Source organism: Binatus sp. (SeqCode) (genome assembly GCF_049584895.1).
Taxonomy (GTDB): Bacteria; Desulfobacterota; Binatia; order Binatales; family Binataceae; genus Binatus.
Window position 1 is genome coordinate 47,335 of sequence record NZ_JBAUYR010000009.1, and the last position, 13,736, is coordinate 61,070.

A 13,736-nucleotide genomic window follows, 5' to 3' on the forward strand; every position below is an offset into this window, starting at 1 on the left:
CGCAAACGCACGAGATGACTATCGCCAACCCAATGGGTTAACGAGAACGCGGCTTGGGTATGGCGCGAAAAGACGCACCGTATGGGTGCTTTCGATACAGGCCCGAATTAGACCATTTGCAAAAGTCCGCGAATGGGTGAGACAAAGCGATTGAACTAGAGAAGCCTCGAACGTCCCGCAGGTATCCGCCTCGCCAGCGCGATCGTTCGTCCGGAGCGGCCGGCCGCCAATGGGCACTCCGCCGCGCCGCCCCCCGTCAGCATGCGCCTGATACCTTCGCCCGAAGAGAAAGGGCGTCCCTCCTGTGCCGAGCTCATCGAGACGCTCGCCGAGGTCAGAGTAATCGAGGCATGGATCGGAGTCGGCTCGATTGCTTTCGCGGAAAGCTCGCGGCTCGATCCGTGGAACCGTTTGCCGGTCAAGCGGGTGATCCAGGCGAGCTACATGCTTAGCGAGATGACGCTAGGATTCGGCAAGGTGATCGATCATCTCGAATAGTCCGGTGCGCTAAATCGCGCTCACTCCCATCATCGCGCCCAGCACGTTCCAATCCACCAGCCTGGTGTTGGTCCATCCCGGACATAGCACGTTCACGTTGATGCCATGCGGAGCGGCGGCATAAGCATCGAGTATCCTGCGTTGCCGAGGTTGAGACGTCCGTGCCTGGCCATACTGCGAATCCTCCTGAGGCGGGATTTCCCTACTTGTGGCACTCGCACGAATATTGAACAAGCGCGCTCATTTGACGGTTTCTGCTGTTGAGGATAGTTTTCGCGGGGACAATGCCGCCTTTGCCCGAATCCTTTTGGAGGTAACCGCTCATGGATATTAGTAAGGACAAGCTGCTCGAGATGTACCGCACGATGCAAAAGATCCGGCATTTCGAGTCCAAGGCGCGTGACTTGGCGATGGCCAACGAGATTCCCGGCTTCGTCCACGTTTCGATCGGCGAAGAAGCTTCTGCCACTGGCGTCTGCGCCGCGCTGCGAAAGACCGATCGCATTACGTCGACGCATCGCGGACACGGACATCTGATCGCCAAGGGCGGACGGCTCGATCGGATGATGGCGGAGATATTCGGCAAGCGCACCGGCTACTGCAAGGGCAAAGGCGGCTCGATGCATATCGTCGACTACTCACTCGGCATCCTCGGCGCCAACGGGATCGTCGGCGCTGGACTGCCGATCGCCACCGGGTCCGCGCTGGGCGCCGTGATCGCTGGCAAAGACGATGTCACGGTGGCGTTCTTCGGCGACGGCGCTTCCAACGAGGGCACCTTCCACGAGTCGCTCAACCTCGCCGCAGTCTGGAAGTTGCCGGTCGTCTTCGTCTGCGAGAACAACGGCTTCGGCGAATTCACTCCGATGGCGGCGGTGACCTCGGTCAAAGACATCGCAGTGCGCGCGAAGGCCTACGACATCCCGGGCTACATCGTCGACGGCAACGACGTGCTCGAAGTCTTTCGCTACACCAGCGAGGCGGTCGCCCGCGCCCGCGCCGGTGAAGGTCCCACCCTGCTCGAATGCAAGACCTATCGATGGGAGGGGCACGTCGTCGGCGAGCAAGCCTTTCTCGGCGACCGCGCGTATCGCGAGAAATCCGAAGTCGAGGAATGGAAGCGCAAGTGCCCGCTGATTCGATTCGAGAAATGGTGTGCGGAGAGCGGCAAGATAAGCTCGGCCGAACTGAAGAAGATCGTCACGGACACCGAAAAGGAACTCGCCGATGCGATCGAATTCGCGCGCGCGAGCGAACTGCCCGCGGCGTCGGAAGTCACCGACGACGTTTACGCCTGAGCGCCCGCCGCCGAGGAAATATCATGCCGCAAACCAATTTTATCCAGGCTATAAACCAGGCCATCGCCGAAGAAATGGAACGCGACCCGCTGACCTTTCTGATGGGCGAGGATGTCGTGCTCGGGGCGTTCGGCGCGACCAAGGGGCTCATCGAAAAGTTCGGCGCCCAGCGCGTTCGCAACACCCCGATCTCGGAGGCCGGCTTCGTCGGCGCGGCGGTCGGGGCCGCGATGGCGGGGACGCGGCCGATTTGCGAAGTCGAATTCGCCAGCTTCTTCTATTGCGCCTTCGACCAGGTCTGCAACCAGGCCGCCAAGCTCCGTTACATGTCGGGCGGACAGGCCACCATGCCGATAACGTTTCGCGCCGTGTTCGGTGCGATGGGTGGCGCGGCCGCGCAACATTCCGAGACAGTGTACGCGCAATTTCTGAGCGTCCCGGGACTCAAGCTGGTCGTCCCTTCGGGGCCGTCGGACATGAAAGGCCTGCTAAAGAGTGCGATCCGCGACAACAATCCGGTGATCGTTTTCGAACACGGCGCGCTCGGCCGCCTCAAGGAGGATATCCCCGCCGGCGATCATTTGGTGCCGCTCGGCAAGGCCGCGGTCAAGCGGCAAGGCGAGAACGTTACGCTGGTCGCGATCGGCGCGATGGTGCCGAAAGCGATGAGCGTTGCGGCCAGGCTCGAGCAGGAAAAAATCTCAGTCGAAGTGATCGATCCGCGCACGCTGATTCCACTCGACGAAGATGCGATCCTTGCTTCAGTCGAGAAAACCAATCGCATCGTGATCGCAGACGAAGGCCATCTGCGCGGGGGCGCCGCCGCCGATATCGCGGCGATCGTCGCCGACAAGGGCTTCGACTTTCTCGACGCACCGATCCGCCGCGTCACCTCGCTCGACGTGCCGATTCCGTTCAGTCCGCCGCTGGAAAAGGCGGCCATCGCGGACGAGGCTCGCATCGAAGCCGCGATTCGCGACGTGGTCGGACGATAGACCGGCCGGCAATTGCGGAACTGACTGTGGCAGTTGAAGTTATGATGCCCAAGTTCGGGCTGACGATGCATGAAGGAACCATCCAGCGTTTCTTCAAGGCCGCTGGCGAGCTTGTCAACGCGGGCGAGCCGCTCTACGAAGTCGAGACCGAGAAAGTTCTCTACGAGGTCGAAGCGCCCGCGTCGGGTACTCTCGCGACCACGCTATTCGACGAAGGCGCCACTGTTGAGTGCGGAGCGGCGGTGGCCGTGATTGCCGAAGCGGGAGAGGATGTCGCGGCGATCGCGGCGCGCTACGGTAAATCCGCATCGCAACCGGCCAATCAAGGTTCACCCACGACATCGCCGCCGATCTCCGATCGGACCGCCGCCGCCAATGCGAACGGGCGGCGCAGCGCAAGCCCGGTTGCCCGCAAGCTCGCGTCTGAACTTGGAGTGAATCTCGATAAAATCGAAGGCACCGGTCCCGGTGGACGGATCACCCGCGAAGACGTCGAGCGCGCATCCAAATCCTCGACGAAGGTGCAGCCACCAATATCGGCAGCGGCGTCGTCCGCCGATCGCATCGCCCTTCGTGGCGCACGCAAGGTGATCGCCGAGCGGATGCATCAGAGCCTGCACGCTAGCGCGCAGATCACCATCGCCGCCGAAGCCGACGTGACGCCGGCGACCGAATTTCGCACTCGCCTGACCCGCGAGTTCGATTTTTCATACACCGATATGATGATTCATTCGGTCGCGCGCGCTTTGATGCGCCACCCGCGAATGAATGCGCGCCTCGACGGCGCGGAGATCGTCCTCAATGCAAGCGCGAATATCGGAATCGCCGTCGCACTCGATGAGGGTCTGATCGTTCCGGTCGTGCAGCGTGCCGAGAGCAAGTCACTTCAGGAGATCGCGGTCGAAAGCCGAGCACTCGGCGAAAAGGCGCGCGCCGGGCATCTCAAGCTCGAAGACGTAAGCGGAGGGACGTTTACGATCACCAACCTCGGCATGTTCGGTATCGACGCCTTCACGCCGATTCTGAATCCCGGCGAGACCGGAATCCTCGGCGTCGGCCGAATCGTCGAGAAGCCCGCCGTCTTCAACGACGCGATCGCAAAGCGCGCGATGATTTGGCTGAGCCTGACGTTTGACCATCGAGTAGTTGATGGCGCCCCGGCAGCGGAGTTCCTTCGAACCGTGATCGAAATTTTCAACCACTGCCCAAACGGCGTCTAGCGAGGGCCGGCCGTGGTCCCAGAGGCTGGCTCGTCGGGGACCACGACGATTTTGCCGATCATCCCGTTGATTACATGGAACCGGCAGATGTACGCGTAACTGCCGGGCGCCTTGAACGTGAACCTGTAGCTTTTGGTGGGCGCCATGACTCCCGACTGCGAAGATGCCGTGCCCTCCGGAAGGATCGCGCCAACGAAGTCGACGCTACGGGCGATGCCGCCAGTGTTTCCCGATTCCACTATTACATTTCGAAGCCACTGTCGCTCGAACGATTACGGTACGTGCTGCAATCATTTCTGCAGGTTCAGCAGGTCAAAGGATAAATGGGGCTTTCTGCCAGGATCGGTGTCAGAAAATCAGCCGACGCCGAGCATGCATGCCCTGGATCACTATGGGGTGCGCAAACCAGCGCGCAGTGTGCCTCTCTCGTGAGATGGACGTTTGAAGTGCGGAATCACGTGCGTTTGCATAAGCTCCATGCTTCTCAGAACCTTTCGGTTCTCGAGACCGGATAGCCTGGTCCAGCACAGTATCTGGGTGAAACCGTACTTCGTCTGCAGCTCTTCAATCTGCCGGATGCACGAGGCAGGGTTTCCGCATATCAAGGTGCCACTGCTGAGAAGCTCGTCCCACTGCACACTTTGCATCGCCTTGCGAATGCTCGGGTAGGTCTCGTATCCCTCCGGAGGCGGCTGGCGGAGCGGAGCTATGAGGTTCGCAACATTTCGATAGTACCCTAGGACGGGAGCACCGAAATCCTGCCGAGCCTGTTCTGTCGACTCGGAACAATAGACCATGCACAAGGCACCGATCTCGCGTTCATCAGGGTTATGTCCCTGGTCGAGTAGAGCATTACGATAGTCCGCAAGAAGCTGGTGGAGGCGCTCGGACCTAAAGCCGTAGACCAGTGAACAGAGCAAGTTGAACCCGCGCCTACCAGCCAATTCGAAGGAAGGATCACTGATTGCGGCGATCCATATGGGCGGGTGAGGTTTCTGCAAGGGCTTGGGACGCACCGACTGCTCCGGAATATCAAAGTGACCGCCTTTGAAGCTCATCGGTTCTTCTGTCCATGCGCGCACGATTACGTCGAGAGCCTCGTCAAAAATCTCGCGCGACTTGGATTGATTCACTGTGAAACCCTGGTACTCGATCGGCTGGAAGCCTCTCCCAACCCCGAGGTCGAGCCTGCCGTCGCTCATCAGGTCGACCATCGCTGCTTCCTCGGCCACACGGATCGGGTCGTTAAACGGCAGCACCAAAACTCCGCTACCGAGTCGGATCCGTTTCGTAACCGATGCGACTGCGGCCAACGTGACCATAGGTGAGGCGCTGAAGCCATATTCGGTGGAGTGGTGTTCGGGCGCCCAGATGGAGTCAAAGCCCATGTCCTCGGCCGCGCGCATGCAGTCGAGCTGCTCTCTGATTATCTTGCGCTCGCTCTTGCCCCCGGCAGGATGTTCAAAAAAATGCAGCATGCCGAACTTCATATGCAGCTCCTACGTCTCGGGCTTATTCGCTACGAAAGAACGCATTTCTCATGCCGCTTAATGTCTCGCCGGCGTACCATCGGCCTTATCGCCCGCATGCGGTTACAGTCGATGATAAGGCGAGGATCCGTCTCTCCACGCACAGTTGCCGGATGCGTCCGACAGAGCCACCTGTATCGTTTGGCAACAATCCGTTTAGTCGCTACCCGTCATCCGGCGCAAGATTCGCATCAAGCCGGTGGCGCGCTCTTTGCTGTCTGATCGTTGAACAAAACCGAATGAGCGAAGGCGCCCCAGCAGCATCGAGGCGCCTCGAATGAGGGACCGATTCCATGAAGACTCCCTTAACGAACTCTGTCCGTGTAATCGCGGCACTGTGCCCATTCAACCCTGTGGCGACCGACGTTTACGCCCGGTTTCGTGAACCACAGCAGGTGATTTGCCCCGAAGAGAATGAGTACGCGGCGGTTCAGGTAGACGTTGAAATGGCCGCGGCGACCGCTGCGCTGGGGATGCCCGGGCTTCGAATCATTCGATGCACGCAATGGCCTCGCGAATGCGGTCGCGGCTGTCTGGAAAAACTCAGCTAGCTTGCCGAGAGCGCGACGAGTGGCGAAATAACCTGGCAACCGGATTGAGAGGCGAGAGGACAATGGCGGAAAAGTCTATTGCAATAGAAAATCTGAACCATCGGCTCACCGGCCAGGACGCCACATTCATTTACGGCGAGTCCCGCAATGGGCCACTGCATATCGGCTCGTTCTCGTTCTTCGAAGACGAGATCACGTATCCCGAATTGATGCGGCATTTCGAGAGCAAACTGCATCTGGTTCCGCGTTACCGTCAGCGCCTGGTCACAGTGCCTTTCAATCTTGATCACGCGACGCTCGAGGATGACCCCGATTTCAAGATCGAGAATCACGTCAAGTTTCACCAATTGCCTGCGGATACTTCCGAAGCGCAGCTGATGGAGACGGCGTTGGCGATCTTCCAAAAACCGCTGGATCGCAAGCGGCCGCTGTGGGAGGTGCACCTTTTCAACGGCTTCAAAGGCAATCGCTCCGTCCTGATGTGGTCGATTCACCATTGCCTCGTCGATGGGGTGTCGGGAATGGAGCTGTTGAACGTGGTGATGGATTTCCGGCCGGGGTCGCCGGCGCCGGAATCGAATGTCGAGCGATGGTCTCCAAAGCCTCTGCCAGGTCCGCTGCGACAGATAATCGAGGTCACGCTTGACCGCGCGCGGGAGCAGGTCGACTCGATCCGCCGGCTGACTCGGGAGGCGCCGAACTTTCGCTCGTTGGTCAAGAGTCTCGGAACGGACGCGGGCACCGTCGCTAGGTTGGCTCAACAGATGGCGCGGCCGATCGCGGCGACGCCGTGGAATGCCAGTTTCGTAAGCCAGAAACGGACGCTGGCCTGGCTCCGCACGTCGTTTGCGGATATCCGAGAGATTCGCACGGCTTTCGGCGGCACGATCAACGACGTCGTGCTGACGATGCTCAGCGAAGGAGCCGCCCGCTACCTCCGTTATCATGGCGTCCAACCCGGCGCTCCGTTTCGAATTGGATGCCCGGTTAGTGTGAGAGCTGAAGACGAAAACGGGTCGCTGGGGAATCGGGTTTCGATGATGTTCCCCGAATTGCCCACTGAACCGATGGATCCGGTGGCGAGGCTGAAACTTGTCACTGCGGAGACTCAAAGAATCAAGGAGGCCGGAGAGCCGCAGGCGCTGGAGAGATTGATGAGCTATGGCGAAAGCGCCTCGCCGGCAATCGTCGCGACGCTCGCGCGAATCGCAACCGCGGCCATGGATACCGCCGTGTCGTTCCAGCGAATTCTCCCGTCACTGACCAGACCCCTGGCGCAGCCGATGGGAATAAATTTTGTTGCCACCAATGTTCCCGGCTCCCAGGTGCCGCTCTATCTCGCGGGCCATCGGATGGTCGATTATGTTGGCCTGCTTCCGCTGGGCGGCAATCTCGGATTCGGCGTGCCGATCGTAAGCTACAACCAGAATCTCTATTTCACGATGATGGCTGAGCCCAATCTGATGCCGGATCCAGATCGTATGAAGTCACTGGTGGAACAGGTGTTCGAGGAACTCAAGCAGGCAGCCATCGCGCAAAAAGTGCCTGTACAGAAGCAGGCGCCGCCCGTGAAGAAACCGAAGCGTGCGACAGCGCATGCGGCGAGCGCAGATGGCTCACCACATCCGGTCGCCGCATGAACGCCCATTGAATAGCTGCCGCGCACGCCGGAAGTCGGAGATCGTGCGAAGCAGCGGTGTGGAAAGTGTCCAGCATGGCCCAAAACAGCCGTCATAAAATCCTTATCATTGGTGGTGGCACTGCCGGACTCACTGTCGCGGCGCGGCTCCGACGCGCAGGTGAGTCCGATGTGGCAATCATCGAGCCGTCGGAGAAGCACTTCTACCAGCCGCTATGGACGCTGGTCGGCGCCGGCGCGGTCCATAGAGAGGCGACCGCGCGCTCGGAGAGCGATTACATCGCGGCGGGAGTCACATGGATCAAGGACTGGGCGAGCGAAATCTCTCCCGAGTCCAAATGTGTCGCGACTCGCTCCGGTGCGCGCGTCGCGTACGATTTCCTGATCGTCGCGCCGGGTCTCGAACTCAATTGGGAAGCGATCGCAGGCCTTCGCGAGGCGGTCGGCGACGGTTCGGTATCGACTAATTATACTTACGAGAACGCGCCCCAGACCTGGGACCTGATTCGCAACTTCAAGGGCGGCACGGTGTTGTTCCATATGCCGGGGACGCCCATAAAATGCCCCGGTGCGCCGCAGAAAATCATGTACCTCGCGGCGGATCATTTCCGCAGGAACAAAATCTCCGCCAACGTCATCTATGGATCGGCCACTCCAACGATTTATGGAATCAAGGAGTACGCCGCGGTCCTCGACACCGTGGTCCGGCGCTATGAGATCGACGCGCGGTTCAGTCACGACCTGGTGGAAATTCGGCCGGACAAGAAGGAAGCCATCTTCGTCCAGAAAAACGATCCCGCCAAGGCGCGAGTCACGATTGGATACGACATCATGCACGTGACGCCGCCGCAGGTAGCTCCCGAATTCATCCGCAACAGTACGCTACCTGCGCAACAAGAGCCCGGGCTCGGTTGGGTCGAGGTCGATCAATATACGCTTCAGCACAAGCGTTATCCGAATATATTTGCTTTGGGAGACGTGGCCAGTTCGCCCAACGCAAAAACTGGCGCGGCAGCCCTCAAGCAGGCTCCGGTCGTCGTCAGCAACCTGCTCGCGGTGATGCGCGGTGCTTTGCCAACCGCGAACTACAACGGCTACGTCGCGTGTCCGATCACGACCGCGTATGGAAAGCTGCTGCTGTGCGAGTTCGACTATACCGGCAAGCCGACGCCGACTATCCCCTTCATCAACACTGCATCGGAGCGCTATGACACTTGGCTTTTGAAGCGCTACGGGTTGCCATGGCTGTATTGGAACCTGATGTTGCGCGGTCGTGACGTGCCCTTCCTGGGCGCGCGCGCCATCCGGAAGCAGGACGCTTTGCGGCGCGCGGAACAATACGCGGCAAGTGAGGCCAAATAGCCTTTCGGAGTGTCGAACGGGGCACTAGGTCTGCGCAGTAAACCTAACTTGATACTGCTGCACCGACGGGTCTTTCCGAAGCTCCTAGACCTGGACCAGTACGCCGTTGTGGATCAGAAAGCTCAGCACGTCGGCGGCAAGGCGTTGTGACTCCTGGTCCTGGTTCTGTTCGCGAAACTCCCGAATCTTCTCGGCGTAGTGGGCACGCCATTTTATGCTGATTACTTGCTCGCCGTCTGACTTCCTGACCCGAAAGCATCGCGCGACGATCGCGTCGGGGTCTTCGCCGACGAATTCACAAAAACGCCGAAGCGCTTGCAATTTCTCCGGCTCTTCAGCGATCGGGTCGCCGCCCCATTGATCGCTCAGATCGCGCCGCCAAGTCCTGACTGAATTGAATGAATCGATGGTTTGCTCGGTCATCATCTTTACTCCGAAGGATTCAGGTTGAGAAAATGTGAACCGACATCGCCGCGGCATCGCGTCCAAGGAAGCCACCGCCATTTTCGGTGAGCCCTACCCGCGCGCCTTCCACCTGCCGCGCGCCGCATCGCCCGCGCAGCTGATCGACGACTTCAACGATCTGCGCGATTCCGGTGGCGCCAATCGGATGGCCTTTCGAGAGGAGTCCGCCGCTCGGATTGACAACGTGGGCTCCGCCGAGATCCATGGCCCCTCTCGCGAGAAACTCCGGGCCTTCGCCTTTGGCACAGATCCCGAGTTCCTCGCATGCGATCAGTTCGGCGGGCGCGGCGGCGTCGTGAACTTCGAGCACGTCAATGTCCGAGGGCCCGACGCCGGCGATTTCGTACGCGCGCTTGGCCACGCGCTCGAGCGCGGTGGCTTCGTCAGCTGCGCGGTCGCGTCCCGAAAAGATTACGGAAGCGCGCACCTCGACCGGCGATGCGATACCCAATCCGCGCGCATATTTCTCCGACATCAGCACTGCTGCTGCGGCGCCGTCTCCGATCGGCGAACACATCAACACGGTCAAAGGCGCAGAGACCTCGCGCGCGGCAAGGACCTGCTCGCGGGTAACGCGTTCGTGGAACTGGGCCTTGGGGTTCAGCGCGCCGAAGGCGTGACTCTTCACCGCGATATCGGCAAAGGTCTCCGCGGTCGCCCCGCTCACTTTCATGTACTCGCGCGTGGAGGCCGCATAGATGTCCATGAAGAAGGATTTCTTTTCGCCACCCTCGATTTCAGGTTTCTTGTCGCCTGATTCCATTCGAGCCTTGAGTTCGCGAAGTTGCTCCAGATCAACGGCGGTGCCGATAGCCCTGAACGTGAGGGCCTTGTCGGGATGCGTCATCTTCTCCGCGCCGACCGCGAGCGTGACGTCGTACAGTCCCGATTGAATCGCCATCCATGCTAGGTGGAACGCTGACGACGCGGAGGCGCATGCGTTCTCCACATTGAACAGGGGAACGCCAAGGACTCCGGTGTTTCGGAGCGCGACCTGTCCCCGAATCATTTCCTGGCCTGTGATCAATCCGGAAATTGCATTGGAAAAGAAAACCGCCTCGACGTCCTTGGGTACGATGCCCGCGTCCTTGAGCGCGTCGCCAACGGCTTCTTCTGCCAGCGAGCGAACGCCGCGCTCGGAATACTTGCCGAAACGCGTCATCCCGACGCCGGCGACTGTCACACGTTCTCTGTTGGACATACCATTCTCCCTGTCAGACGCGGGCGACGTTGATTCCCGCTTTTTCACGATCCCACGCGTTGCCGATGCCGCGCTGCTTGAGTACGGCGTACTGAATTCGTTGGGTGCCGGTCTTGGGAAGCTCTTCGACCATCTCGACGTATCGAGGGACCGCGTAGTAGGCCATTCGTCCGCGACAGAACTCGATCAGTTCTTCGGGATTGAAGCGCGCACCGTCTCTCACGACGACTGCGACTTTAACTTCGTCCTCGCCGAGCTCGGACGGCACCGCGTAAGCGGCTGATTCGAGCACCGCGGGATGTTCGTTGACGACGGTTTCGATTTCCCAGGCGGAAATGTTCTCGCCACGCCTTCGAATCGACGCTTTTTTGCGGCCGCTGAAATAGAAGAACCCGTCGTCGTCGGTCTTCGCGAGATCGCCCGAATGAAACCATCCGCCCCGATATGCCTCGGCGGTAGCTTCAGGCAGCTTGTGATATTGGCTGAGCTGGCCCTTGGGATGGCGAAAGACCAATTCGCCCACCTTGCCGGCGGGGAGCGGATTGTCGTCATCATCTACGACCTTGAAATCCACCCCGCCCACCGGCTTGCCCATCGACCCGACCCGACCGACGTCGTTGAGCAGGAGCCCCGGTGAGTCCACCATTCCGTAGAACTCGACGATCTTTACGCCGAAGCGCCGCTCGAATTCCTTCCAGGCGTTTGGAGGGCATGCGGCCGAGAGCACCACTCGCACGTCATGCTCTCGATCATCGGGCCGCGCCGCTTGTTTGAGCAGGATCGAGAGCATCCCTCCCAGCGTATTGAATTCAACCGCGTCGAATTTGCGGCAGTCGTCCCAGAACCTTGAAGCGCTGAAGCGCTCGCCGAGAGCGAACTTCGCGTCAAGCGTCATCGAGCCGAAGCCCGAGATCATCAGCGCGTTGCCGTGGAACAGCGGCAGCGCCGTGTACATTGTCTCGCCCGGCTTGACTCCCGTGGCGGCAAGGACGGTGGCGAGAGAGTAGCCGTCGGATCCACTGGCGACGACGCCCTTCGGCGGTCCGGTTGTCCCGGACGTGTACATCATGCCGCCGCCGCCCGCGTGTTGGCCGACCTCTACTTGCGGCTCGCGAGCGGAATGGTCGAACAGTCGCTCGAGCGTCCAATCGACTCCACCTCCTGCCTTGCCGTCCGCGACCACCGTGCGCCTAAGGTTCGGCACGGTAGCCTTGACCGCCATCATCGCTTCCCTGAGCGGTTCTTCGAAAATGACTGCAGTTGAATCTGAATCCGCGAGAATGTGATGCAGCGTAGCGCCGCGTTGGGAAGTGTTCACGGGAACGCTGACGGCGCCGATGAATCCGATCGCGAAGTGCAGCCAGATAAACTCCGGCCGGTTGCCCATCATGATCGCGACGCGCTCTCCGGGTTTGATACCCAAGTCGAGCAGGCCGTTGGCGGCGCGTTGGATGTTGTCGAGCACCTGTTCCCAGGTGAAGCGTTGGTCCTTGAATTTGAGCCAGACCTCGGCTGAATGCTGCGCGACGCGATACCTGATCAGCTGCTCGATCGGTCCTTGAAGGCGCGCCATGATCGATTCCTCCGCGGTTGCTTCGGGTTCCTACGCTGCCGCGTGAGCGGTCACGCCGTTGTGACTCAGAATGTGGCGCGCACCCGCCAGGCTCAGCACGTCGGTGGTGCCGTCCTCGATTAACGAGGCGCGTGCGTCGCGGAAAAGTTTTTCGATTCCATACTCCTTGCTGAGGCCATTGCCGCCGAATACCTGGAGGGCGTCGCTCGTAACCTGGAAGGCCGTCTCGGTGCAAAACGTCTTGGCCGCAATCGCATGCTCCAGAGAGGGAGTCGTCGAGGTCTGGTTGTAGATCATCACGGCGCGCGAAAGGGTGCGGCATGCCTCGACCTTGGTGAACATCTCGAACAGATGCTTCTGGACCAGCTGATGTTCGCAGATTGCCTGCCCGCCCTGAATGCGCTGCTTTGCGTACTCGAGCGCTTGCTCGTAAGCGGCGCGCGCGACGCCGGTAAACGCAGCCGCCATCGCGGAGTTGGCAAAAGTGAGAGTTCGTTCGAGCTCGAGCTCGTAGCCGTTGCTCCCGGTCAGCATCCAGGTGCGTGGAATCCTGACGTTGTCGAAATAAATCTCGCCCTGGTTGAGCCCGCGCTGGCCGAGCTTGTTGAGCGGCTTGCCCTTCGACACGCCGGGCAGGTCGAGTGGAACGAACGCGATACCGCCGCCGGCCATGCCGGCCTTGCGCTCGGTCGTCAGGTACAGCGCCGCATGAGTTGCGATCGTGCCGTTCGAAACCCACGCCGCCTTCTGTCCGTTGATCAGGTACGAGTCGCCATCGGCGCGCGCGACGACCTGGCCGGTCACGCGCGGATTGTGAAACTGCGGCGTGCCGGGCACCAATTCATCGGAGCCGTGTTGAGGTTCAGTAATCGCCCAGCATCCGATCATGCTTCCTTCGCGATCGGCTACATAAGGCAGAACGAATTTCTCGTGGAGCTCCGGATTGCCGCTCGCGGCGGCCGCGGTAAACGGGAAGCTGGCGCACAGAAGGCTCAACCCAAGATCCACCGCGCCCCACGACATCTCTTCGATCAGCACGTGCATCCCGAGCCCATGCAGTCCCATCCCGCCGATCTCCACGGGAAGGCCCGCGACGTGGTAGCCCAACTGGTATGACTGCTTGAAGACCTTTCTTAGCGGTGAATCGAGCGCGATCACCTCGCGCGGATCCGTCATCCCGTCGAGCACCGCCGCAGCCGGGCGAAGGACATCTTTTGCGAAGCGATGGACGCTTTCCTTGACGGACTCGATGTCTTTAGGGATTTCGAGGTTCAGCTCGCGGTAGGTCTCCATTTTTTGCTCCACGCGGTCGTGTTCGGCGTATGGAAACCAACAGCATACGTCGTGCCTGCGCTGAACGATCGTTCAATGACGACTTTTTCCCTGGCGAGGTGTATCCGATCGC

At 60.3% G+C, this 13,736-nt stretch carries 13 protein-coding genes and 1 pseudogene; 7 read left to right on the plus strand and 7 right to left on the minus strand.

The genetic code is table 11. The annotated features are described in order from the left end of the window. Positions 1–177: 177 nt before the first annotated feature. Positions 178–498 (plus strand): annotated as a pseudogene (locus tag WB650_RS01950) (acetoacetate decarboxylase family protein); the annotation flags it as partial. A gap of 9 nt (positions 499–507) precedes the next feature. On the opposite strand, the gene WB650_RS01955 reads toward WB650_RS01950, so the two are convergent. Continuing rightward, positions 508–732: a hypothetical protein gene (locus WB650_RS01955; RefSeq protein WP_422300755.1), complete on the minus strand. Its 225-nt coding sequence runs from the start codon at positions 730–732 to the stop codon at positions 508–510. Positions 733–821: 89 nt separating this feature from the next. Between WB650_RS01955 and WB650_RS01960 the strand changes: the two genes are divergently transcribed. From WB650_RS01960 to WB650_RS01970, 3 genes are read left to right on the plus strand one after another with little or no spacing between them, the layout of a single operon-like run. Then, complete coding sequence (locus WB650_RS01960; protein WP_422300754.1) at positions 822–1,796, plus strand: thiamine pyrophosphate-dependent dehydrogenase E1 component subunit alpha; 975 nt, start codon at positions 822–824, stop codon at positions 1,794–1,796. 23 nt (positions 1,797–1,819) lie between these two features. Next, a complete protein-coding gene (locus WB650_RS01965; protein ID WP_422300753.1) occupies positions 1,820–2,791 on the plus strand; it encodes an alpha-ketoacid dehydrogenase subunit beta in 972 nt (323 codons plus the stop codon). Positions 2,792–2,817: 26 nt separating this feature from the next. Continuing rightward, on the plus strand, positions 2,818–4,011 hold the full coding sequence (locus WB650_RS01970) for a dihydrolipoamide acetyltransferase family protein (protein ID WP_422300752.1): 1,194 nt from the start codon (positions 2,818–2,820) through the stop codon (positions 4,009–4,011). On the opposite strand, the gene WB650_RS01975 is transcribed toward WB650_RS01970, so the two are convergent. Both WB650_RS01975 and WB650_RS01980 read right to left on the minus strand, forming a co-directional pair. Then, a complete protein-coding gene (locus WB650_RS01975; protein WP_422300751.1) occupies positions 4,008–4,250 on the minus strand; it encodes a cupredoxin domain-containing protein in 243 nt (80 codons plus the stop codon). The genes WB650_RS01970 and WB650_RS01975 overlap by 4 nt on opposite strands. Positions 4,251–4,400: 150 nt before the next feature. Then, entirely contained in the window at positions 4,401–5,501 is a 1,101-nt protein-coding gene (locus WB650_RS01980) for an LLM class flavin-dependent oxidoreductase (RefSeq protein WP_422300750.1), read from the minus strand. A 332-nt stretch (positions 5,502–5,833) separates the two neighbouring features. Here WB650_RS01980 and WB650_RS01985 point away from each other — a divergent pair, with 332 nt between their 5' ends. The 3 genes from WB650_RS01985 (at position 5,834) to WB650_RS01995 (ending at position 9,092) form a co-directional block, all read left to right on the plus strand. Further along, complete coding sequence (locus WB650_RS01985) at positions 5,834–6,091, plus strand: hypothetical protein (protein WP_422300749.1); 258 nt, start codon at positions 5,834–5,836, stop codon at positions 6,089–6,091. A gap of 62 nt (positions 6,092–6,153) precedes the next feature. After that, positions 6,154–7,731: a wax ester/triacylglycerol synthase family O-acyltransferase gene (locus tag WB650_RS01990; RefSeq protein ID WP_422300748.1), complete on the plus strand. Its 1,578-nt coding sequence runs from the start codon at positions 6,154–6,156 to the stop codon at positions 7,729–7,731. A gap of 74 nt (positions 7,732–7,805) precedes the next feature. After that, on the plus strand, positions 7,806–9,092 hold the full coding sequence (locus tag WB650_RS01995) for an FAD-dependent oxidoreductase (protein WP_422300747.1): 1,287 nt from the start codon (positions 7,806–7,808) through the stop codon (positions 9,090–9,092). Positions 9,093–9,176: 84 nt separating this feature from the next. Here the strand turns inward: WB650_RS01995 and WB650_RS02000 are convergent, their stop codons facing one another. The 4 genes from WB650_RS02000 to WB650_RS02015 are packed head-to-tail and all read right to left on the minus strand — an operon-like array spanning position 9,177 to position 13,624. Beyond that, positions 9,177–9,515, minus strand: coding sequence for a hypothetical protein (locus WB650_RS02000; RefSeq protein ID WP_423959224.1), 339 nt, complete (start codon positions 9,513–9,515; stop codon positions 9,177–9,179). Positions 9,516–9,534: 19 nt separating this feature from the next. Continuing rightward, positions 9,535–10,758: a thiolase family protein gene (locus tag WB650_RS02005; RefSeq protein WP_422300745.1), complete on the minus strand. Its 1,224-nt coding sequence runs from the start codon at positions 10,756–10,758 to the stop codon at positions 9,535–9,537. Between the two features lie 13 nt (positions 10,759–10,771). Beyond that, on the minus strand, positions 10,772–12,331 hold the full coding sequence (locus WB650_RS02010; RefSeq protein ID WP_423959226.1) for an AMP-binding protein: 1,560 nt from the start codon (positions 12,329–12,331) through the stop codon (positions 10,772–10,774). 30 nt (positions 12,332–12,361) lie between these two features. Further along, complete coding sequence (locus WB650_RS02015) at positions 12,362–13,624, minus strand: acyl-CoA dehydrogenase family protein (RefSeq protein WP_422300743.1); 1,263 nt, start codon at positions 13,622–13,624, stop codon at positions 12,362–12,364. Between the last annotated feature and the right edge of the window lie 112 nt (positions 13,625–13,736).